Annotated in this window: 20 protein-coding genes; 5 read left to right on the top strand and 15 right to left on the bottom strand. The window is 37.9% G+C overall.

Going from position 1 to position 22,923, the window contains the following annotated elements; translation table 11 throughout:
- The 3 genes from QZR90_RS09355 to QZR90_RS09345 form a co-directional block, all read right to left on the bottom strand.
- A partial coding sequence (locus tag QZR90_RS09355) for an SDR family NAD(P)-dependent oxidoreductase (protein WP_295791359.1) occupies positions 1 to 577 on the bottom strand: 577 nt, incomplete at its 3' end.
- Positions 578 to 712: 135 nt separating this feature from the next.
- Positions 713 to 1,975 (bottom strand): enhanced intracellular survival protein Eis, encoded by a 1,263-nt coding sequence (locus QZR90_RS09350; RefSeq protein ID WP_295791355.1) that lies wholly within the window; start codon positions 1,973 to 1,975, stop codon positions 713 to 715.
- Positions 1,976 to 2,038: 63 nt separating this feature from the next.
- Positions 2,039 to 2,956: a DUF2156 domain-containing protein gene (locus QZR90_RS09345; RefSeq protein ID WP_295791365.1), complete on the bottom strand. Its 918-nt coding sequence runs from the start codon at positions 2,954 to 2,956 to the stop codon at positions 2,039 to 2,041.
- 392 nt (positions 2,957 to 3,348) lie between these two features.
- On the opposite strand from QZR90_RS09345, the gene QZR90_RS09340 reads away from it, so the two are divergent.
- Positions 3,349 to 4,254, top strand: coding sequence for a LysR family transcriptional regulator (locus QZR90_RS09340; protein ID WP_295791352.1), 906 nt, complete (start codon positions 3,349 to 3,351; stop codon positions 4,252 to 4,254).
- A gap of 218 nt (positions 4,255 to 4,472) precedes the next feature.
- Positions 4,473 to 5,054, top strand: a complete 582-nt coding sequence (locus QZR90_RS09335; protein ID WP_295791349.1) for a LysE family transporter — start codon at positions 4,473 to 4,475, stop codon at positions 5,052 to 5,054.
- 170 nt (positions 5,055 to 5,224) lie between these two features.
- Here the strand turns inward: QZR90_RS09335 and gyrA are convergent, their stop codons facing one another.
- The gene (gyrA, locus tag QZR90_RS09330) at positions 5,225 to 7,699 is read right to left on the bottom strand and encodes a DNA gyrase subunit A (protein ID WP_295791345.1); all 2,475 of its coding nucleotides are present in this window, start codon (positions 7,697 to 7,699) and stop codon (positions 5,225 to 5,227) included.
- 124 nt (positions 7,700 to 7,823) lie between these two features.
- On the bottom strand, positions 7,824 to 8,984 hold the full coding sequence (sfsA, locus tag QZR90_RS09325; protein ID WP_295791342.1) for a DNA/RNA nuclease SfsA: 1,161 nt from the start codon (positions 8,982 to 8,984) through the stop codon (positions 7,824 to 7,826).
- A 321-nt stretch (positions 8,985 to 9,305) separates the two neighbouring features.
- On the opposite strand from sfsA, the gene QZR90_RS09320 reads away from it, so the two are divergent.
- The 3 genes from QZR90_RS09320 (at position 9,306) to QZR90_RS09310 (ending at position 11,545) form a co-directional block, all read left to right on the top strand.
- Positions 9,306 to 10,280 carry a DUF1858 domain-containing protein gene (locus QZR90_RS09320; protein ID WP_295791340.1) on the top strand — a complete coding sequence of 325 codons (975 nt, stop codon included), beginning with the start codon at positions 9,306 to 9,308 and terminating at the stop codon, positions 10,278 to 10,280.
- Between the two features lie 28 nt (positions 10,281 to 10,308).
- Positions 10,309 to 10,965, top strand: coding sequence for a hypothetical protein (locus QZR90_RS09315; protein WP_295791337.1), 657 nt, complete (start codon positions 10,309 to 10,311; stop codon positions 10,963 to 10,965).
- A gap of 289 nt (positions 10,966 to 11,254) precedes the next feature.
- Entirely contained in the window at positions 11,255 to 11,545 is a 291-nt protein-coding gene (locus QZR90_RS09310; protein WP_295791333.1) for a cupin domain-containing protein, read from the top strand.
- A 280-nt stretch (positions 11,546 to 11,825) separates the two neighbouring features.
- Here QZR90_RS09310 and QZR90_RS09305 read toward each other — a convergent pair whose 3' ends face one another.
- From QZR90_RS09305 to QZR90_RS09260, 10 genes are all read right to left on the bottom strand, one after another.
- Positions 11,826 to 12,950 carry an outer membrane beta-barrel protein gene (locus QZR90_RS09305; RefSeq protein WP_295791325.1) on the bottom strand — a complete coding sequence of 375 codons (1,125 nt, stop codon included), beginning with the start codon at positions 12,948 to 12,950 and terminating at the stop codon, positions 11,826 to 11,828.
- Between the two features lie 122 nt (positions 12,951 to 13,072).
- Positions 13,073 to 14,209, bottom strand: a complete 1,137-nt coding sequence (locus tag QZR90_RS09300) for a M20 family metallopeptidase (RefSeq protein ID WP_295791320.1) — start codon at positions 14,207 to 14,209, stop codon at positions 13,073 to 13,075.
- 178 nt (positions 14,210 to 14,387) lie between these two features.
- Entirely contained in the window at positions 14,388 to 14,849 is a 462-nt protein-coding gene (locus QZR90_RS09295) for an OmpH family outer membrane protein (protein WP_295791316.1), read from the bottom strand.
- A gap of 230 nt (positions 14,850 to 15,079) precedes the next feature.
- Positions 15,080 to 15,454, bottom strand: a complete 375-nt coding sequence (locus tag QZR90_RS09290; RefSeq protein WP_295791313.1) for a GerW family sporulation protein — start codon at positions 15,452 to 15,454, stop codon at positions 15,080 to 15,082.
- 164 nt (positions 15,455 to 15,618) lie between these two features.
- A complete protein-coding gene (locus QZR90_RS09285) occupies positions 15,619 to 16,638 on the bottom strand; it encodes a hypothetical protein (protein WP_295791312.1) in 1,020 nt (339 codons plus the stop codon).
- Positions 16,639 to 17,067: 429 nt separating this feature from the next.
- Positions 17,068 to 18,054 carry a M23 family metallopeptidase gene (locus tag QZR90_RS09280; RefSeq protein ID WP_295791309.1) on the bottom strand — a complete coding sequence of 329 codons (987 nt, stop codon included), beginning with the start codon at positions 18,052 to 18,054 and terminating at the stop codon, positions 17,068 to 17,070.
- A 98-nt stretch (positions 18,055 to 18,152) separates the two neighbouring features.
- Positions 18,153 to 18,674 carry a DUF4446 family protein gene (locus QZR90_RS09275; RefSeq protein WP_295791307.1) on the bottom strand — a complete coding sequence of 174 codons (522 nt, stop codon included), beginning with the start codon at positions 18,672 to 18,674 and terminating at the stop codon, positions 18,153 to 18,155.
- A gap of 456 nt (positions 18,675 to 19,130) precedes the next feature.
- Positions 19,131 to 20,351: a [FeFe] hydrogenase H-cluster maturation GTPase HydF gene (hydF, locus tag QZR90_RS09270; protein ID WP_295791362.1), complete on the bottom strand. Its 1,221-nt coding sequence runs from the start codon at positions 20,349 to 20,351 to the stop codon at positions 19,131 to 19,133.
- Positions 20,352 to 20,518: 167 nt separating this feature from the next.
- Positions 20,519 to 21,862, bottom strand: a complete 1,344-nt coding sequence (locus QZR90_RS09265) for a ParB/RepB/Spo0J family partition protein (RefSeq protein WP_295791304.1) — start codon at positions 21,860 to 21,862, stop codon at positions 20,519 to 20,521.
- Entirely contained in the window at positions 21,846 to 22,616 is a 771-nt protein-coding gene (locus QZR90_RS09260; protein ID WP_295791301.1) for a ParA family protein, read from the bottom strand. Before QZR90_RS09260 ends, QZR90_RS09265 begins: the two co-directional genes overlap by 17 nt.
- Positions 22,617 to 22,923 lie beyond the last annotated feature (307 nt).

The raw sequence follows: 22,923 nt of genomic DNA, 5'->3' as shown, positions 1-22,923 counted from the left end.
CTTCACTGAATGGCGTTTCTACAATGCCTGGCTGAATATTTGTCACTTTAATATTAGTCTCAATCGTATCAATACGAATGCCATCGCTTAAAGTCTTTACCGCTGCTTTAGTTGCGCAGTATACAGCTCCTTTTGCATAGGCATAAATCCCTGCAGTGGAACCTAAATTAATAATATGACCTTCATTGCGTTCCTTCATATATGGCAAGATAGTGCGTGTCACATATAAAAGACCTTTAACATTAGTATCAATCATAGTGTCCATATCATCTAAGGCACTTTCTTCAAAAGAATCAAGCCCTTGTGCTAAGCCCGCATTATTAACAAGCACATCGATTTGACCTACTTCTTCAATAATCTTAGGTAAAGTTGTAGTCACAGCGCCACGATCAGATACATCGAGAGTAAATACAGTTACTTTTACACCATGTTCTGCTTCCAAGCTTTGTTTTAACTCATCCAGAACAGCTTGACGACGGGCACAAAGAATTAAATTATCCCCATGTTTAGCAAATGCTTCTGCCGTAGCACGGCCAATCCCAGACGTAGCACCAGTAATTAGTACATTGCGACTCATAATACATTCTCCTTTGCATTGAACGGACAAATTATTAAACAGACAGGTAATAGTCAATCTTAGTTCCTATTATACGCTGAATTTTAGATAAAACAACAAAGTATATCTTAGTCATAACAAAATAAGCGCCTTAGCTTACCACCATTCATTGATAAAGGTTGTTTGCTTAGGATAGAGCGCATCCAGTGCTTCCACGATGTAATCACAACCAGCAGGAACAGTTAATTTACCTTCAAATACGAGCTGTGATGCGGTCATGCGGCCCATCAAAATAAGACCTAGGCCGCCCACTGTAATGGTAGGGATGGTGCCCTCTAGGCCTTGCGCCTCCGCCTCATCTACAGGCTGTGCCACCACCTTCTGATCCTCTCCAATAGAAAACTGGAATATGCCATCATTCCACTGCGCCATAGTATCTAAAACGCGCATTTTAAATTGAGTATTGCCACTGCCTAAGAGAGATTGTACCGCCTCTTTTTTAGCCGGTACTTGCTCAATAGCTAATGACACATCTACAATACGACTCATCATATATGGCATTGTCGTATGCCCTGTTTTTCCATCAGGATGGAATATATAGGATTCATCCCCAAGCCCTTCATTCCAACGAAGAGTCTCGCCTTGAGAACGGTGATTATAAAAATAGTTTAAAAGACCACGCTGGGCACGTCGGGTTGAATAAATAAACTCTGTTACAGGGATCTCACTAGCTCCTAAACGATACATAGCATAGCCTTCTATAGGACCTTCATCCTGCACAGCCTCTGTATGACCTGTACCTTCAACTGGACCACGTACATACGCAATGCGCACGCCTTCAGCAAAGAGACTCTCTAAGAGGCGAGTCCATTCTTTTTCACCACGCACGGCATAGCCTGATGTATGTTTTGTATAGGCTTCATACACAGGCGCCAATAAAGGCCATTCACTTACGTCCTGAATAAGGCCAAACTCCATAGTCTTATCTGTTAAAGGACGGAGCTCTTCTAATGGCAAAGTCTGTACCCATTGGTGAGCATATAAATCCCAGCCATATTGTTGATAAAAAGCTGCTTTGGAAGGCATTAAAATCGTCAAACCTTGTTTTCTTCGTCGCAAGTCCTCTAAGGCATGAGTCAATAAACGACCACCAATACCGCCACGGCGCGCTACAGGGTCAGTGGCAACACCTACCATGTAACTCATAGGGATTACAGCACCTCGTACATTAATATTGTATTGGCGCAAATGCACCATGCTAGCTAGTAAATCACCTTCATAGCCGACTAATGTATGCTCTGGCTCATAGGCTTTTTCAAAGTAATATTTAAAAAAAGGTGTATCTTCTGTTTCAAAACAGTAGTCCCAAAGGCGTTTTACCGCTCGTGTGTCACTTTCTTTAGCAATTCTAAATTCCATCTATATCACCCTTTCCTCGGTAAATTTTGAAAAAAATAGGGAGCCCTACGGACTCCCTAAAATTTATGCATTGGCTTCTGCAGCGGCTTTTTCTTTAAGGCATATAGCATCATATTTTTCTGCATAATGATCAGGATTATATGATTCTTTTGCTTTACGTAAGCCAGGTAAGCCCATATCTTCTTCACGGTTAACGAATTCAACATCAGCAAATTCGTGACGTAAAAATTCATTATTAATAGCTTGATACAAACCACGAATCGTTGGATTTGCTTTTTCAATGTGAATGAGAGCCATGCGGTCATTTAACATTTGACCAATAGTAAAGGCTTCGATGCGACCAAATAATTTAATGGCGCCCCCTACTAGACCCAATTCATCCCAATGAGTAAAGAGCAATTTAATCGCTTCAAGCTCATCCTCAATACCTTCTTCGTGATGTGTTTCCACCCAAGACTCAGCGGTAGCAATGCAATCAGCAAAAATATCATCAGTCAATGGCATGTATTCATAATTAGTGTATTGCATGCGGAATTGATTTAAATGATTTTTCTTCTGACGCAATTTTTTACCAGCTAAGGTAATCATGTCTTGCGTTCTATAAATATACTCGAAATTATCGCGGTCTGGCGTAAATTCATAACAATCAGGGCAAAGGTTGTTCATACGCTCTACCATAATAGGGTTTACCCCTTTTAATCTAAATGGCAAATTGTTTTCCTTAAACCACTCTTTAGCCATTTCAAGGCCATCTACGAACTTAGCATCTTTTCCTGCGAAAGGAGGTAACATGAATGGTTCGCGTTTACCGCCCCCTTTAATAAAGAGAACGCCATCTTCTTCAGCCCATTCGATACCATATGGATCTTGCCACATAAATAAAGTTGTGAAGCAACAATCTGATGCTTCATAATGATGCTCTGCAAAATAAGCATCAATTAAAGGTTTATCTTTTAATTCAAAACGTCTAAAATCTAAAATCGGAATCGCCTCCTGAAAACTCTATCAAATCATAGTCTGCACTGTAGTACAAACTCGCATATATTGTTAGTAATTTCACACCCTTTTGCCCCAAGATCATGCCACTAGCGCTCACATAAACTTGAAAATAAAGGCTGTAAAAATACACAGCAAATCTATTATACTACATAATTTAATTTTATAAAATTATCTATATCTATATATCTCATTCTATCTATATGTATTGTATCATAGAATAGGCGAAAAGAGAATTATGAACATTTAGTCCCTTACCATGTTATAATAAACACAAAATTTATCAGAGTCTTTTACTTCAATACAATTTATTTCATCCCTTACTATCTATTATTTTAAATCCTACACAATATACAATCTTATATAGGATCTAGTACATGACCTTACAACAAATAAAATACATTCTAGCCATTGCCGAAACTAACTCTATTACTGAGGCTGCTAGGCGTTTATTTATTTCTCAACCCAGTTTATCCAACGCCTTACAAGATATTGAAAAAGAGCTCCAAGCACCGCTCTTTATTCGCCGTCGCAATGGCGTTATATTAACTCAGTTTGGGCAACAATTTATTGGCTACGCGCGAGCAGTACAACAACAAGTCGATTTATTAGAAGATAATTTTATCAATAATCGGCCTTCTAATATCCGCTTTTCAGTCTCCACACAACACTATACATTTACAGCCAATGCCTTTGTTGAAATGGTAAAACAATTCGGTGAAGAGCGGTTTGAGTTTATCCTCAATGAAACACAGACCTATCAAATTTTAGAGGATGTAAAAAATCGCTTCAGCGATTTAGGCGTGCTCTACTTAAGTCAATCCAATGAAGCTGTATTGCGCAAAGAAATAGAGCAACGCCAACTTCAATTCATTCCCTTATTCACTACCAAACCTCATGTATTTTTGCGCAAGAATCACCCCTTGTCAACTAAATCTATCGTCACCTTAGAGGATTTAAAACCTTATGCACGACTTAACTTTTTACAAGGTCCCTATGAATCAAATTATTTTTCAGAAGAATTGCTCAGCACCTTACCTACTGATAAACTAATCCGCATCAGCGATCGCGCCTCTGTTGTCAATCTATTAGTGGGACTCGATGGCTATACTATTTCTATTGGCATTATGCCTAGCTATTTACAGGGCGACGTACTCATTGCTATTCCCCTAGATTATGATGAATCCATCACCATTGGCTATGTAAAATTAAAAAATCAAACACTTTCCGAGTTAGCCTTACTGTATATAGAAGCGTTAAAGACTTATGAAAATAAGCATTAATCACCACATTTAAAGATATAATAGCTTGTATTTTTATATAATTGATACTTGGCAAAAAGCCATCCATAGCTAAAAACTATGGATGGCTTAATTTTTTAACTATTACCTATTACATAAGTATATATAGTATGATAGGCATAATCTATTTCTAAAAAATGTAAAATCAATGCCAGTCTTTGTAATCTAAACAAAGACTATCTCATACAAAGGAGTTTCATATGTCATCCTATATACTAGCTAATTATGTTCTATACTGTATCATCAATGCCTTTACACCTGGCCCTGGCAATATTTTAGCCTTAAACACCACCAATACCTATGGCTGGTCTAAAGGCAAGCCTTTATTCTTTGGTATTTTTGCTGGCTATTTTGCAGTTCAAATCATCAGTGGATTGTTCGTATCCTTTTTAGGCAGCAGTTTTCCGCAAGTGCTTACCATCATAAAATACTTTGGCATTGCATATATTCTCTGGCTTGCCTATAGCATTGCGACTAGCAAGCCTACAGTACATACACAAACTCATAAGGCCTCGTTCCTAAAAGGATTCTTACTACAATTTGTAAATGTTAAAATCTATATCTTTGCCATTACAGCCTTAACTGGTTATATCACGCCCTATACAACTGACATCATTTGGATTTTATCTGCCAATATTTTCATTGCCACCATCGGCTGCATTGCCACTAGTTCCTGGATTGCTGCCGGGCTTGCTTTACAGCGCGTATACAACAAACATTTTCGACTCATCAACATCCTACTAGCCTTAACGCTACTTGAATGCGTATACAGTATGCTTTAAGAGCTAATGATGTGTTGCCATAAGCTTTTATAAAATTTTTATAAATTTCTAAGAAATATCTTACCGAAATAAAAACAAAACCTCAGGACCTAGCCCCTCTACATAAGATATACATCTCCTGTAAAGTAGCTAGCGCCACTGAGGTTTTACTTATTTATATGATTCGACGATTATTCTTGTTCGTCGTCCCCTTCTAACTCAGCCTTTGCAATAATAGCTACAGAAGCTACTTTATCGCCTGGTTCTAAGTTTTGGGTTTTAACACCGGAAATAGCTTTGCCTTTTTTAATAGCAATGTCTTTCATATCGAAGCGGATAATTTTACCCATTTCAGAAATTAACATCACTTCATCGTCATCAGTAACGATTTCAACGGCCACTACATCACCAGTTTTATCGGTAATGCGGAAGTTTTTCGTACCTTTGCCACCGCGTTTTTGTAAGGTATAAGCATCTTCACTATTGCGTTTACCAAAGCCTTCTTCACTGATAGTAAATACTTGGCAAACTTCACCTGTGCCATTAATAATGCCAGCACCTACTACTTCATCACCGCTATTGAGCTTAATGCCGCGTACACCTTGCGCCGAACGCTTCATGAGACGAGCATCTTCTTCGCTAAAACGAATCGCCATCCCTTTGCGCGTACCAATAAGCACTTCTTGACCACCTGCTGTAATGCAAACAGAAATAAGTCGATCATCTTCGCCAAGAGAAATTGCATTTAAGCCACTGCGACGAATATTGCGATATTCTTCAATGGACGTACGTTTTACTACCCCATGCTTAGTCACTAAGAAGAGGTTAAGATCATGATTTACTGTTTCCAAGTCAATCATAGTCGTTACGGACTCGCCCACATTGAGTGGCAATACATTAATAATCGCTGTGCCTCTTGAATTGCGGCTTGATGCTTCTGGCACTTCATAGCCCTTCAAGCGATATGCACGACCTGCTGTTGTAAAGAATAGCAAGGTATTATGAGTGCGTACATGAAGGATTTGAACTACATAGTCATCTTCCTTCGTCTTCATACCCACAACACCAACGCCACCTTTGTGCTGGTTGCGATATACATTAGCATTCATGCGCTTAATATAGCCTTGACGAGTTAAGGTGATAACCATTTCTTCATCTGCAATCAAGTCTTCCACATCAAGGTCAGATGTATCAATAGTAATCTCACTGCGTCGTTCATCGCCATATTTATGCTTCATGTCAGTTAACTCTTCTTTGATGATGCCGCGTTGACGTTCTTCACTAGCAAGAATCGCTTTCAAATCAGCAATAAGAAGTTCTAATTGCTTGTATTCTTCTTCGATTTTTTCTCGTTCCAAACCGGTCAAACGGCGTAAACGCATATCTAGAATCGCTACGGCTTGCTTTTCAGTAAGGCCGAATTTACTAATCAATGCATTTTTCGCAATATCATCAGTTTCAGAAGCGCGAATCGTAGCAATGACTTCATCAATATGATCAAGAGCGATTAATAAACCTTCTAAAATATGAGCGCGTGCTTCCGCCTTTGCCAATTCAAATTGCGTACGGCGAACAATAACACCTAGACGATGGTTTAAATAATGAGATAGTACTTCTTTTAAAGTTAATACTTTTGGATGACCATCTACCAAGGCGAGCATAATCACGCCAAAGGACTCTTGTAATTGCGTATGCTTGTACAATTTGTTAAGCACAATATCAGGCTGCACATCAGCGCGTAATTCTACAACGATGCGCATACCACGGCGGTCTGACTCATCGCGAAGGGCCGTAATACCATCGATAACTTTATCGCGACTAAGTTCAGCAATAGCCTCAATAACACGAGCTTTATTAACTTGATATGGGATTTCTGTCACAACAATGCGATGCTTCCCTTTATTCATTTCTTCAATCGTTGCACGAGCGCGCATTTTAATACTGCCGCGACCAGTGCTATAGGCTTTTTTAATGCCTTCACGACCTAAAATCAAAGCCCCTGTTGGGAAGTCTGGCCCTTTAATAGCCGTCATCAACTCTTCCGTAGTTACCGCCGGATTGTCGATGAGCATAATTAAGCCATCAGCTACTTCATTAAGATTGTGTGGTGGTATATTTGTTGCCATCCCTACAGCAATACCGGACGAACCATTAATAAGTAGATTTGGAATCTTTGCTGGTAGCACTGTTGGCTCCTGCAAGGATTCATCATAGTTAGCCATAAAATCAACAGTATCTTTGTCGATATCAGCTAGCATTTCAGTGGTAATCTTAGCCATGCGAACTTCTGTATAACGCATCGCTGCCGCTGAGTCGCCGTCAATAGAACCAAAGTTACCATGACCATCAACTAATAGATAGCGCGTGTTAAAATCCTGCGCTAAGCGAACCGTCGCATCATATACGGAACTATCACCATGTGGATGATATTTACCAAGTACGTCACCGACGATACGAGCTGATTTTTTATATGGCTTGTTAGGCGTCATGCCTGTTTCGTGCATAGCGTATAAAATACGACGATGCACTGGTTTTAGACCATCCCTAACATCTGGTAAGGCACGCATAACGATTACGCTCATGGCGTAGTCGATATAGGAGCTCTTCATTTCTTTATCAATCTGGATGGGTTCAATTTTCCCATGACTCCAGGTCGTTTCCTCCACAGTCTCACCTCATTTAACAATACAACATGTACGATTTTTTGGAAATTTACCAACTTATATTATATCATTTTTCCCTATATATTGCTACTTTATAGGCTTTTTTCCTATTTTATAAGCCCTTGAGTTACCTTGCCTCACCCCGCATCACTGAATCTAGGCGATTCATGCGGAAATCCTCTACAAGCTGCATGAAGGCTTCGTTGTGAATAGGATTAAAGGTGGTACCATACAAATGACTATCACAATCGCAGTCACTACAGCCAAAGCCTTTTATCGACCAAGCTGCGATGCTTTTCATGGCAGAGCTAAGTTCACATTCTAAATCAGCACTACTTCGAATGGGCAAAGTAGCAATCATTTCACAATGGGATCTAAAATAATCTAAATGCCAATGTAATTTTTTGCGTTTTCGCTTATGTCGTTCTAAACGCTTCGTCAAATTGGCCTTTGCTGACCCTACATAAGTGTAAAACCCTTTAGGGAAATGCATTATGCCCTTACTCCCAACTTCTAAATCTAAATCAGCTTCTAACTCTAAAACAACAAAATAATCGCCTCTATCTTGACCTTCCTGTTCAACAATCTCGCCTTTATAAGTACATTGTCTCACTACTTTAGGCATGGTGAATTCCTCAGTCCACTTCACTGCCACAGCCTTCCAGTCGAGATATGGTACCACCTCTTTAAAGGTGGTGGCAAAGGCTAAATCAGTGTGATAATCAGGTAAGAACCAGTGCGCTCGATCCCATTGAACTAAAAACAAAATACCCGTTCTATAGCCTTCATCACGCAAACTGCGAAGATGTAGTAGATGCTTTCGCCCTCGTTCAGTAATGGCATCAGGGAACATAGCCCCTTCGTCACTAAACAAAGTACAGGATTTAACTTCTACTAAAAAATCATCACCTGCGGCATTCGTTAAAAGCAAGTCAAATCGGCTATGCCCCACTGTATACTCGCGGCGCACCACCTGCCACTCTTCCCAACCAGGAATCTGCTTTTCATTGATTAAATACGCTGCCACATCATTACTATAATTTGTGTCTAGCATAATGGGCACGCCATCCCGTTCAATGCCAATGACGCGAAACTTTGTTTTAGCCCCAGGCTTCTCATGTGGCACCACATACATGCCAATGCGTGGAAATAAAAGCTCCCACATGCGCCCTGGATTAGGAAGATGAGCTGCCACAATCTCTTGATTCGGCAAACGCACCTGCACGACAAAACGATTCGGGCGCTCTATAAATTCTACTTTTATGATTTCATTATATAATCGTTCCATACTATCTCTTTCATAACTTATTTTGAAATTATTTGCCAATTACATGCACATTTTGTAAAATTTCTATATAACTATATCTAATTTTTTAAAAATGTAGCACAAGCTACATACAGAGAATTAAAATTCCCCTATAATGTAGCTATAGTCAAGGGCGTGAACGCACAAACTTGAACTAAATCACTCTATATTTTAGATTTGTTATATCATATAGAGGTACATAGTATTAAATGCCTAGCATCTAATATTGATTATATACCTCATTATACGTAGATTATAATCTCTCGTAAAGACGAGAGCGTCAAAAGGGAAAGGACGATTATTATGGCTCAAGTAGCAGGTAACTTACAACGCATTCGCAACGGTGAACGCCGTTATGCAATTACTCCTCGTATTCCTGGTGGTTTCGTACAACCAGCCTTACTTCAAAAAATTGCCGATGTGGCTAAAACATTTAAGGCAACATTAAAGATTACTGGTGCACAACGCATCATGATTACTAATTTAAAAGCAGAAGATGTAGATAAAGCTTGGGAAATGCTTGGCATGACACCAGCTTACACCACATCTAATCGCGTGCGCAGTGTAAAATTCTGCCCTGGCACTACCTTCTGTAAACGCGCTAAACAAGATAGCGTTAGCCTTGGCATGAAATTAGACAAATTATATGTATCCCAAGAAATGCCATCTAAAATGAAAATGGGTGTGTCTGGCTGCCCTAATTCTTGTTCCGAAGCCATTACTAAGGATATTGGTGTTATCGGTACCGCTACAGGCTGGCAAGTCTATGCCGGTGGCAGCGCTGGTGCACATCCTCGCTTTGCTGATTTAATTGCCGAAGTAACTACTGAAGCTGAAGTATTAGCTTTAGTTGATCGCATGGTCACTTATTACAAAGAAAATGCTCATATTGAACGCATGGGTGCTTTCATTGATCGCATTGGTCTTGATACATTTAAAGAAGCAGTTCTTGGTGAATTAGCTAATACTGAAGCCGCTACAGCAGAAGCCATTGCTACACCAGCAACTACGGTTGCAGCTGAACCAAAAGTAGCTCTTCCTGGCATGGGTAATCAAGGTTTTGGCTTAACTGCTGGCGATCCTATTACAGCAGATTCTATTATTCGTGAAATTATCGAAGTATATCCAAATACAATTCCAGCCCTTCAATCTATCGGTATGGGTTGTCTCGGCTGTCCTTCCGCAACACAGGAGCCACTTTGGCAAGCCGCGTCCATTCACGGCTTTGATGTAAATGAATTAGTTGGTCGTTTAGAGTCCATTAGAAAAGGGGCTTAATACTTTATACACGAATAAGGAGAATACAATGTCAGCATTTTTAGGTCATATCCACTATTGGTTATATAAAAAAATTCGCCTCGTTATTGAGCGCGAGAATTTGATCTTAATCGAAGGAGAAAAACGCTTAGATGATTTAGCTACTGAATTACACAATACAGCTATCGATCTTTACGGAGCCCCTATTTCAGCAGATGAAAAGTTAGAAGATATTATTGACCACAGCAATATTCACGGCTGGTTACATGGCCAAATCGAAACAGCCAGTGTACGAGAAGGAACCTTTATTAAAGACCTCTTAGATTGTGGTGGTTCCGATGCGGAAGAGGCGATTATTACAGCCTTTACTACACAGGGTACAGCCTGTGGCACTGTAGCTAAAGATCAAGTAAATGCCATCACTCGCCCACAAGAAATTTATCAAATCATGCAAGACTACTATTTAAATGGTATGCCTTGTGATGGTGGTGACGATGTAATAAGCGACTCAGACACTGAATTTGTTTGGGAAGGCAATCACAAAAATCAAGTTATGAACTGGTCTAAATCAAGCGTCGATCAAAGCTTCATGCGCCGTGCTTACCAAGCTTGGTTCAAAGCCTTTGTTGAAGCTGTTGACCTATCATATACTTTTGTAGCTGATGAAACTACGGCTACACCAGTTTATAAAATCGTTAAAGTTTAAGGGAAGTTAAATTATATAAAATTTTAATTTAGAAGAGCTATATAAGATTCTAATTTAGCTAATCTATATAAGATGCTAATTTAGTTAATCTATATGCGATTTTAATTTAGTTAATTTATATAAGATGTTAATGTAATAGATTGATTTTAGATACTCTTTAGCGACTAGTTTACTATATATTTATTATTATGTTGCTTGCCGACGGAGAGAGGTTTGCTCTTAATCATTTCCCTTTCCCTTATGGTTAAGGCTCTTCCCTGTCGGCAGCTTTTTATAAAGGAGGTTTATTATGGTTGGTGTAGAAAAACAAGAACTCGGCTTATTATTTGATGGCCCTAATTTTAAAGTTGTAAAAAAAGGTGGTCAAGCCGGCGAAAAAGTAGAGAATCATAATCATCCTGAAGCACATGTTGTTTTTACAGTAGTAAAAGGTAAAGTAGATGTGCAGTTAAACCAAGAAGAGCAACATATTCTTGAACCTGGTACTGTCCTTCAATTTGATGGCAATAATTATATTCAAGCAACCTTAGTAGAAGACAGCGAGTTTATTGTTACATTAGTAACAAAACCAGGCTTATAATTTCTTATATGCCTCAATATAGTACAACAAAAAATCACACTCCTTTGTTTTCCCCAAAACAGAGTACTATATTGAGTGCCATATATACCAAATTCATACTCATATACCCTTTGATCCTAAGCTATAATGTGTAACATGTATATCTTAGGACAAAACAAAAAGCCCCTTGCCTAAGCAGGGGGCTTTTTGTTGCTATTATCTGAGCTTCTAGTAGATACACTTACTATTGCCTATTAAATACAATGTATTAAATAAGCATATCCTGTATCATTGTCAGCTCTTATTTGTTTTCCCAAATATCTACACGACGATTATCAGCGCGACCTTGGTCTGTATTGTTAGTTGCTACAGGGTCATTTTCGCCTTTGTAGTTAAGTTCTAATTGGCTAGCAGGGATACCTTGGCTTTGTGCATATGCAGCTACATTATCTACACGGCGTTTAGATAAGTTATCATTGTAGCCATCAGTACCTTTAGAATCAGTATTACCTACTAATTTGAAAGTATGAGTTGGGTTAGCTTTAGCTACTTGTACAAAGTGATCAAGCTTACCTTGTTCAGTGCCTAATGGTTGGTCTTCATCGAAGCCAAAGTGTACGCTTTCAAGATAGTAATCTTGTTTTTCTACAGGGCGTTGTTGTACTACTGGCACTGGTTGTGGTTCAGGACGGTATACTGGCGTTGTTGCTACTGGTTCAGCTTTTTCTTCGTGACCGCCACCGAAGCGATAGGAAAGACCAGCAATGAAGCCTTTATAGCTAATATTAGCATCATCAGCTACTACGCCATAGTCACCTTTTTGAGCAAGCTCAGTATTTACATAGCGGTAACCAGCATTAATATCAAAATCTGGCGTAATGCTATAGCCTAAGCCAGCTTCCCAGATAGTTGTATTTTTTGTACCAATAGCTGCTTTGCCATATACATCAAGCTTATCAGTCAATGGAGCTTTAGCAATAATACCGATTTGAGCGATATTATTTTTCTGAGATTCACTACCCCAATCAGATTTTAACTTGTTGTCGATACGGTTCCAACCACCATATACAGCAAAGTTTTTATTTAAAGAGTAAATAGCATTTACTTCTTGGCTATTGCCATCAGTTTTAACGCCATCAGTTTCGCCATTGCCTTTAGTTTCAAGGCCATAGTAATTGTATTGTAATGCCCAACGATCAGTTAAACCATAGGTTACGCCACCTTGTAGATTCCACTTGTCATTAGTAGTTACATTGCCATTAGCACCTTCACCAAAAAGTTTGTCAGAATCTGCACTAGCTTCTACATTCCAAGCGCCTAAATCAACTTGCCATTGGCCTTCTTCCCATTGAGTTTGTGGTGTAGCAAATGCTGCGGATGTTACACAAGCTGCTACAGCGGCTAGTAATAATGCTCTTTTTTTCATTGTTTATCTCTTCCTTTTTTAAAATAAAATTGTACTATATCGATTAATTTCATTATAGTTTTATTGATACATAAAATCAAGTGAATATTACATTAAAAAAATATGAAAATTAGATTAAACTATTACGCATTGCGACCACACCATTTTACAGTTTCATACAGCAATTCAAGTCGATCCATCAAAGACTTTAGCTCTAAACACTCATCCGTGCTGTGACCATTACCACCGACAGGACCAAAACCATCAATTGTAGGCACCCCTAAAGCTGCCACAAAGTTACCATCTGAGCCTCCACCAGTGGATTCCCATTCCGCTTCAATCCCCAAGGATTGGCATATATGGTCTACAGCCTTACAAAAGTCTAATGTCTTCTCTGTTTTAGGCATTGGTGGGCGCATAATATCGCCAGTCACTTTAGCTGTAACACCCTTAATAGTCATGTGATTAGGTATATCCATCATCAACTGATGGATCCGCTCCCCTTCAGCTAATACCTGAAGGCGTATATCCACCTGGATTTTTACATAATCAGGAATCGTATTCGGCGTAGTGCCACCTTCTACAGTACCAATATTAATTGTTGTGCCTGCCTCAGGGTCGACCCAACTTAAAATCTCTTGACCGGTGAGTAAAAATTGATTTATCGCATTGGCGCCCTTATCTGGATTAACCGCTGCATGAGCAGCTTTACCTAAAAACTCAACAGTGTACTTGCCTATGCCCTTTCGCTCATTTACAAAATTGCCATTAATGCGCGCCGACTCTAACACGATACAATGTTTTGATTTCTTCCCTAGCTCTTCAATATAAGGTCTAGAATAGCGAGAACTAATTTCTTCATCAGGATTGAGACATACACAGATGCTCATTTGACCTAATTCATTATTTTCTACTAAACTCTTGCATACATAGTAGGCTGCCAAAACACCGTCTTTCATGTCAGCTACGCCAGGTCCATAAGCAAAATTATCATCCATAGAAAATGGTCGTTCTTTTACTGTGCCAGTTTTAAATACTGTGTCTATATGCCCTAATAATAATACATCATAGGTTGTGGCTTCTTTTTGATTAGTAATAACTAGCACAGGCCCTACCTCTGGTGAAGGGTGATGCTCCTCAATATGCCACCCCAAAGCTTCAAACTTAGCCTTCATAACATCTCCCACAGCCGCTGTACCAGCAGGGTCCTTACTGTAACTGTCAATATTCACCAATGCTTCTAAGTCTTTTAAAAACTCTGCTCTCGTTGTTCGAATCATATTGACCTCCCTTTATTGCCTAATACTACCACCAAGATAAATATATAACTTTACCTACTATATATATTCTACACAGTCAGCCTAAATCCTTGTTCGTTTTTATCATCAAAGCATAAAATAAAAAGAGACGACCGAAGTCGTCTCTTTATAGTGTTCAGTTATTACTTACACCAGGTAATTATTTAGCAGCTTTTACAGCATTTACTAAATCTGGAGTAATATCTTCGATAGTTGTATTAGGTTCAGCTGCTACAACTACGCGAGGGTCAGCAACGATGATTTGTACATTGCGTTGACCACGTACAGCTTCAAGATTTTCTTGAACTACTTTTTCTACAGGAGCGAAGATTTTATTCATTTCTTCGTTGTATTTTTTCAATACTGGTTCGTATTTTTTAGTGTATGCATCTTGTTTTGCTGCATCATCTTTTAAAGCATTGATTTCAGTTGCAGTCTTTTGAAGTTTAGGGCCATATTCAGCATCCACTTTTTGAGCCTGCATTTGAAGGGCACCGTAACCAGGATATGCCTGCATTACTTGATTCATATTAACAACGCCAATAGTTGCTGCACTAGCAATGGCGCTCATTCCGATAGTTCCTAATACTGCTAAAGTTGCAATCTTCTTTTTAAAATTCATGTCCCAAAGACCTCCTTACAAATTAAAGCGCAACATACGCTCTATTGTCTTATAGTAACAGATATTCTGTTAAACTACAATACATAACCAAGCTTATTTCGAATATTTTCAAATATTGGCTATGTATTCATCTTACAGATTGATAATGAATCTCACATGAAATGAAATTTTATACAATATATATGGTGTCCACGAGTTTCTTACTACAAGATACTCATCACATGCATATATTATTTTGCATCGTTTTCATTAATATAAATGTATTTATCTTTTTTTAGTTTAGAAATAACTTCTGGAACCATACCGATTAAACGATCAAAGCCGCTGTATTTAGCAGAACCTTTAATATTGAATAATTCTACGCGTTCCCCTTTAATTACAAGAATGGCTGTTGGTTGCATTTTAGCGCCGCCACCAGCACCACCGCATTCTGCTTTAGCAGCGCCACCGCTACCAAAACCGATAGTTACATCAACAAAAGGAACTAATGTGGCATCACCGATTTGAATCGCTTCGCCAACTACAGTTTCCACTTTAATCATATCTTTAAATTTTTCAAAAATCGGCTCTAAATTGTCTTTAATGTAAGTGCATTTATTTTCCATTTATATCCTCCTCATAGTGCTGTGTACTTCACACACTGTTTGTCTGATTCTATTATTCTACTAGGTCACTAGTGCCTATATCACTAATTGCCTGCTAGTATCAATGTAAAACAAATCAATTATACATGCATATCTATTGATTTAACGATTCTTAGCTAGACTAACTATGCTGCTGTTTCAGTTGCTTCTGCTGCTTTCGCTGCCGCTTTTTTCTGCTTCCGTTGACGTAGAACAGCCTTGATTACATCAATGGTAAGATCACGCATCGGTTTAGATAAAGCAAATAAAGTACCATACCAAGCCATTACGCCTGGATAAATGCGGCCCTTCATTAAGAAACTGCCAACAAATACGCGTTCAGTGTAATTAAGCTCTACTTCACTCATTTTACTAGGCCAAATAGAGTATAATCCAGCTGCAATTAACCCCATATTATAAGGATCTCCATTGCCGAATTGACCTTCTATGCGAAGCTCACGAGGCTTAGAGTGATTGTAACTGCGCTTCATCAAGAGCAATAATTTTTCATATAAAGCACCATTTGTTACATGTTTTAACCACCAACGCTTATGTGGATCATCAACTTTTTCTTTTGCTTTGTCTGCGCCTTTTCCGTCTTCCTCAGCTGTAGTCTGTGAATCTTCCTCTGCCTTAGCTTTTTCAGCCTCTTCGGCCTCTTTAGCTTTTCCTTCAGCTACGCGTTTAGCATCTTCTTCACAGAGTGTTCCATCCCGGTCAAAGCGAACTGAATCGATAGTCTCTTCTGTTTGCCCTGTAGCTTCACTTGAATGAGCCAGTTCCTCTTCAGTTAAAGGACGTGGAGGCTCTAAATCTGTAGCCACATCTGCATTTGGTAAGCGGTCATTTAAGGTTTCATAAGATTCATCCATATCATCATGGGCATCAGCTGTCGCTTCTTCCACGCGACGTGCCAACCAATCTTCATAATCTCGAACCGCACCAAGCTTAGCTTTTCTCATTATATATACTTCTTGGAAAAAAGGCGTCCCTTGTTCATATTTAAAATGAACTAAGAACATTTTGCCCCACCATTCGATGTAAATCTCAGCCTTATAAGGCTTGCGAGCTACTACTTCAAATGAGTAAACAATAGGCCTAAACAGAATAATCCCTATTAGAATAATAATAACCAGTAGCACAATGGCTAATCCGGTCACAGGCAACACCTACCCTCCATATATTTTTTACGGTTTTCTTCATATCCGCAGTCTTTCTAAATATTCGCCATAAACCTATAAAACTCCTCTTTTATAGATTCATAACTACACGTATATTATTATTTTACCACATTTATTCTTTCTGCAACATATAAAATACGTATAATTCAAGGGTTTTGCCTATAGCATGAAAAATGGAGATACATTTTATCAAGAAAGATTCATTTATACAGAAAAAATAATTCCATAAAAAAAGCCATAATCATAATTGTAACAACTAAAACTTGCTACAACTAGACTATGACTTTTTGATTATGATTGTTAAACAATAATTTTTAAATGCCTTATTTTAAAGTACCATTTTTAGCAACTATTTTTAAATTACTATTTTAAAGGCCCTATGTCTAAATTACTGTTTTAATCAATGTGTTTCAATTATTGAATTGGCAAGAAAAGCATAGGATCAACAGCAGAGCCATTAATATTGACTTCATAATGTAAATGACTGCCTGTACTTTTTCCAGTGCTCCCCATAAGTGCGATAGTATCGCCTTGTTTTACTACATCACCGGCATGCACCAAAATAACCGATGTGTGTCCATAACGGGTGACAAAGCCATTGCCATGGTCAATTTCAACTAAATTGCCATAGCCACCACTCGTCGTATCAGCAAAGGTAACTGTCCCCGCTGCTGTGGCAACTATTGGAGTGCCATAATCGTTGGCAATGTCGAGACCTTCATGGTACGCACTACCACCATAAACAGGGTCAGTACGGCCGCCAAATGTAGAGGTAATAACCCCTTTAACTGGCCAAATCGAAGGCATCGTAACACTTGCTCCTGCAGGATTATTAGTATTAAACGCAATGGATTGAAGGTCGCGAATATTTTGACCTGCCCCATCTTTTAATACACTGCGAAGCATATAAAATGACGCCATACGCTGCTGTGCCATACGGTCTAAATGAGATAATTTAGCTGATAATTCTGTTACTGATACAGTCTCAGAATTGGTAGAACTTGAAGTATCGCTATTAGCTCCAGCCGCTCCAGGATCCTCACTATCAGCTTTTGTAGGCGTTTGTGCCTCCCCACCACCTTGTGGTACCGTACCAGATTCAGATCCCTTAACCATCTGACGAATTTCTTGGTCTAATTGATCTAATGTCTGAATTTTCTTATCTAAAATTTCAGTCTTTTGTTGCAATAATTTCAATTGTTCTGTTTGTAATTGCGTTTTCTGTCTTAACTCTAAAAGTTCTGCTTGACGAGCAATCCCCCAAATACCAAGGCCCAATGCAATAACAAATAAAACAAGAATTACACCGACTAATATACGCAACTCTTTTCTAGTCAATTGTAGCGTATAGGAATCATTGCGACGAGTCACATGATTCGCCAAAAAGTCAGGTAACTTCATTCCTTGTCCACTTCCTTTACTCTCTTATACTCTAAATTAAACTATGAATCTATAAAAACTAAAAAAGTTATAAATTCTAACAACTAAATAGCTACTAGCTATTTAGTCACCGATGCCGAAATAAGTGCCTCTTCATTAGACTTTGTGCCCAATGCTTCTTGCAAACTTTCCATCTCTTCTTGTGAAAGACTTGCTAAGCTTTTGCCTTTTACAATAGGCTTACTAAAAATTCTTGACTCACTGCGCCCATATACACTGGAAATACAAATACCATTATTATTACCATCTAATAAAGTAACAGAAAAAGATAAATCATTTCCAATATTCTCAAATGCATTATATTTTACAAAGCCAATCTTTTGGAATGTACTTTGCTGTGTATTTTGAATTGCTTGTTGTTGTTGAAATAAAGTCTCAATTGACTCAGCAGCTTCTCTTAATTCCTTAACTTCAACAGATAATTTTCGCTCTAAGCTGCTTCCATTTTCATCGCGCATAAAATAATCGTACTTTTTATGAAGGGATCCAATCTTACTCTGTAATACTAAACAATACAAGAATAAGACAATGATAACTAAACCTTCGCCTAGTACAATCCAGGTTTGAAAGTTCTCTAACATATTTGACCTTTCTATATCTATATAAATGTCTTGCACATTAAATATTAGCTACTACGCTCCTAAAATTGACCTATTTGCAAAATAAAAATTGACTATATTGTAAATAATATAATATTTTTTCAAAAATTATTGACATATTTGTCAAAATTTGACTTTTTTGTCAAATATAAGGGCAAAAAAAATAATCTGCAAGTACGAATACATTCAAATTTAAACTAAGGTACAGCAGTTATTAATCAAACATTAAATTTTAACTGCCGTACCTTTTATTATATTACATGAAAGTAATTAATTCTACTCAATTCCTAAAACTTCATCTAAGTTTAACCATAAAACCTATAAATAGTTTCTATATGGAGTTTTAAACGGCTAATCAACCATTTAATAAATTATAAAACAAGAGATTATATAAGCTAAACCATTTTATCTAAATTATTTAAGCTTTTTAACTGATTTTTATTTAAGTTCCTTCTCAAAAGGTCCCAAGGCTCGTTCTAAAATGCCATGTAATGCGGCAATTAAAACACCATAGTTAACAATAGGCACACCTTGCTCTGAGGATACTTCTAAACGACGCAATACTTCGCGACGTGTTAACATGCAAGCACCACAATGAATTATTAAGTCATAGGTGCTCACATCGTCTGGAAACGCACCGCCACTAGTCCATTGTAAGTCAAGATCTTCATAGCCAGCCTTCTTTAACCATCTAGGAATTTTTACACTGCCTATATCATCACATTGGCGATGGTGAGTGCAGCCTTCACTAATAAGAACCTTAGATTTTGGTTTTAATTCTTTAATCGCTTTAACGCCTTCAGACAATATTTTTAAATCGCCTTTAAAGCGGGCCATCAAAATAGAAAAAGAAGTAAGAGGAATATCCTGCGGAACTTGTGCAGCCACCTCCTCAAAAGCTTGTGAATCAGTAATAACTAATTTTGGCTTCTGATTTAAGCTTTTTAGTAAGTTGCTCACTTCTTCAGTTTGCACTACCAAGCTCATACCTCTCGCATCTAATACTTCGCGAATCATCTGCACTTGAGGCAAGATTAAACGTCCTTTTGGTGCTGCCGAATCGATAGGACATACGAGTACAATTAAATCATTTGGCTCAACTAAACCTTCTAATAAGCCACGTTCAGCTTCACCATCTTTTGGTTTCATTTTCCCAAGTTGAGCTAAAATAGCTGCTTGCTTTTCATTACTTAAAAGATTGGCACCTATGTAAGGCAATTTAAATTCCTTAAATTGTGCCTCATACTCTGCCATATAAGCATCACCACTTACAGCATCCACTTCATTTAATATAAGTAAAGTCTGAACATGTAATCGTTTTAACTCCCCTAGCCAATGTAAATCGTCTGCACTAGGTGCCTCATTGGTTTTTAACACATATAGAGCTAAGTTAATTTTTGGCAACAACGCCTTTGTTTTTTCAATGCGTAGTGGACCTAAATCGGAAGTATCATCTACCCCAGCTGTATCAATAAGCATAACAGGACCTAGAGGCAATACTTCCATAGCCTTACTTACAGGATCTGTAGTTGTTCCAGCTACCTCTGATACTAATGCCAAAGGTTGACCTGTTAACATATTTATCAATGTGGATTTACCTGCATTACAGCGACCAAAAAATCCAATATGTATGCGATTAGCTGCTGGAGTTTGTGCCATATTTGTCATCACGTATTACCTACCTGTCTTACTTAGCTTATATACTATTACACTTATACTATATTTATATTAATACTTTATTACACTCATATTAATACTTCATTACATTAGCTATTGATACTTTATTATAGTAACGATTAATTTCTTTATTATATTTCTAGTGCTTATTACACTTTAAACTCAATAGTATCGTCCTCAATACTATCTATAGAGCTTTTATCATCCATAGAAGCAGCAATGCCATGACTTATTGCGTCAGCCTGCTCTTGTGCTTCCATATATTCAATCAAGCGATTGAGCTCTTCTTCACTTTTAAAAGGCAATTCAATCCGTCCTTGCACCTTATTACCAGGTTTCAACTTAATAGCAGCTTTAACGCCTACACTTAGCTTAATGCGCTCCACTAAAGCACGTAATTCAGCTGTATTATGTATGGAATTCTCTGTTCGCTTACTAATTAATTCCTTACCATCTTTTAAACGCTTAACTAATGCTTCAATTTGTCTAGCATTTAATTCTTTTTCTTTAATTAAAGTCCAAATCTCTCGTTGCTGGTCTTCATTAGTTAAGGCCAATAATGGACGAGCCTGACCGATTGTAATTTCACCAGCCGATAAATCATTACGCACAAATTCTGGTAAATTCAAAAGACGCACAATATTAGCAATATACGAGCGGCTGCGACCTAAACGACTCGCAATAATATCATGAGTCTGATTAAAGGTTTGAACCAAACGTTGATAAGCAAAGGCCTCTTCAATAGGATCTAAATTTTGTCGCTGCAAGTTTTCAACTAAAGCCACTTCTGTTACTTCTTCACTGCTATAATCTTTTATTAATGCCGGAATTTTTTCTAGTCCTAGAGCTTTAGATGCGCGCAAGCGTCGCTCACCAGCTACCAAATGATATACATCACCTTGTTTACATACGATAATTGGTTGAATAACCCCTATGCGATTAATTGATTCCATAAGGCTAGACATATCATCTTCTGCGAAATTTTTGCGTGGCTGATTAGGATTTGGAATTACCTTAGCTACATCAATTAATACAGAGCCTGCCAAATAATCTTCCCCAGGTGCCACTTGATTGTCAATTTCAATAATTTTATTCTGTTGGTTTTGCTCTATATGCTCCTTTTCACCTTTATTATTAGCCGGAGCATAATTATTTGCTGCTAAACCACTTGATTGATTTAATATATCTTTAGAATGTCCATCCTGAGCTGTATCAACAGTTTTTGTAGACCGTCTTGTCGTATTGACTTTAGGTTTAGTTGTAGCGGTGGCTTTAGCTTTAGTTGTAGTTCTACTATTAGCTTCAGTCGTTCTAGTACTCTTACTGCCGCTACTTCTCTTTGCACTTTTAGCTCCGGAATTTTTGCGTCCAACAGTTTCCTCAGAATCAACAAGCTCCTCAGTATCAGTTGCTTCTATCTGAATTGGCTCTCTATTAAACAATGCTCCCAAGCCTTTACCAAGTCCTGTTTTTTTCTTATTTGACCGTGGCATGCTTAATAACCTCCTTTGCTAACTTCATATATACTTCGGCACCTTTTGATTTAGGATCGTAAATAATAATCGGCTCTCCAAAGCTCGGTGCTTCACTAAGTCGTACATTACGAGGAATCATAGTTTTATACACTTTGGTCTTAAAATACTTTTTAACCTCATCTGCTACCTGGATTGAAAGATTTGTACGACCATCAAACATAGTTAATAAAACACCTTCTATACCTAGGTTTTTATTCAAGGAGTCACGCACTAAATCAATAGTATGAACTAACATACTAACTCCTTCTAAGGCATAAAATTCACTTTGAATAGGAATCAATACACTATCAGCAGCTACCATAGAATTCAAAGTTAATAACCCTAAAGATGGAGGGCAATCAATAAATATAAAATCATATTCCTTCTTTACTGCTTTTAAGGCTTTTTTTAGAATATGCTCACGTTTTTCTAAGCTTACTAATTCTATTTCTGCCCCAGCTAATTCAATAGCAGCAGGTGCAATCTTTAACTTTTTAATGGCCGTGGGTTGCAATACCTCATTAATAGCCATCTCATTAATTAATACATCGTAAATGCTAGCCTCTAAATTATCTTTATCAATGCCAAGGCCACTAGTTGCATTACCTTGTGGATCCATGTCAATAAGCAGTACTTTTTTACCAGCAGCTGCTATACAAGCACTTAGATTAACTGATGTTGTCGTTTTTCCTACCCCACCCTTTTGGTTGGTAATGGCTATTATTTTTCCCACAGGCTCACCTCATTCTGAACTATTAATACACAAAACATTATAACATACTCAAAACATAAAAACTTGAATTTACATTAAAATAGGACTGATAATGTAGATAAAATTTTATGATTACTTTATAATATGCTTTCGATTATTTTGCATTACTATTACATTTTATTTAATTTTATTTTCCTTCCTATAATATTTCGTTTAATTTTACCTTATCCATTTCACAACTTTTGTTTCACGTGAAACAGTTCCTCTTCCTCTTCCTCTTCCTCTTCCTCTTCCTCTTCCTCTTCCTTATCTTCTGTCTCCTCTCCTG

It is taken from the genome of uncultured Veillonella sp., assembly GCF_900545795.1.
Taxonomy (GTDB): Bacteria; Bacillota; Negativicutes; order Veillonellales; family Veillonellaceae; genus Veillonella_A.
This window is presented reverse-complemented; position numbering and strand designations above follow the sequence as displayed.

Bases quoted from the DNA above. Each gene is read 5' to 3' on its own strand.
- QZR90_RS09280 (WP_295791309.1), bottom strand. From the start codon at position 18,054: ATGAAGTTACCTGACTTTTTGGCGAATCATGTGACTCGTCGCAATGAT.
- QZR90_RS09335 (WP_295791349.1), top strand. From the start codon at position 4,473: ATGTCATCCTATATACTAGCTAATTATGTTCTATACTGTATCATCAAT.
- QZR90_RS09275 (WP_295791307.1), bottom strand. From the start codon at position 18,674: ATGTTAGAGAACTTTCAAACCTGGATTGTACTAGGCGAAGGTTTAGTT.
- QZR90_RS09315 (WP_295791337.1), top strand. From the start codon at position 10,309: ATGTCAGCATTTTTAGGTCATATCCACTATTGGTTATATAAAAAAATT.
- QZR90_RS09290 (WP_295791313.1), bottom strand. From the start codon at position 15,454: ATGGAAAATAAATGCACTTACATTAAAGACAATTTAGAGCCGATTTTT.
- QZR90_RS09300 (WP_295791320.1), bottom strand. From the start codon at position 14,209: ATGATTCGAACAACGAGAGCAGAGTTTTTAAAAGACTTAGAAGCATTG.
- QZR90_RS09350 (WP_295791355.1), bottom strand. From the start codon at position 1,975: ATGGAATTTAGAATTGCTAAAGAAAGTGACACACGAGCGGTAAAACGC.
- sfsA (WP_295791342.1), bottom strand. From the start codon at position 8,984: ATGGAACGATTATATAATGAAATCATAAAAGTAGAATTTATAGAGCGC.
- QZR90_RS09265 (WP_295791304.1), bottom strand. From the start codon at position 21,862: ATGCCACGGTCAAATAAGAAAAAAACAGGACTTGGTAAAGGCTTGGGA.
- QZR90_RS09320 (WP_295791340.1), top strand. From the start codon at position 9,306: ATGGCTCAAGTAGCAGGTAACTTACAACGCATTCGCAACGGTGAACGC.
- QZR90_RS09340 (WP_295791352.1), top strand. From the start codon at position 3,349: ATGACCTTACAACAAATAAAATACATTCTAGCCATTGCCGAAACTAAC.
- QZR90_RS09305 (WP_295791325.1), bottom strand. From the start codon at position 12,950: ATGAAAAAAAGAGCATTATTACTAGCCGCTGTAGCAGCTTGTGTAACA.
- QZR90_RS09310 (WP_295791333.1), top strand. From the start codon at position 11,255: ATGGTTGGTGTAGAAAAACAAGAACTCGGCTTATTATTTGATGGCCCT.
- hydF (WP_295791362.1), bottom strand. From the start codon at position 20,351: ATGGCACAAACTCCAGCAGCTAATCGCATACATATTGGATTTTTTGGT.
- QZR90_RS09295 (WP_295791316.1), bottom strand. From the start codon at position 14,849: ATGAATTTTAAAAAGAAGATTGCAACTTTAGCAGTATTAGGAACTATC.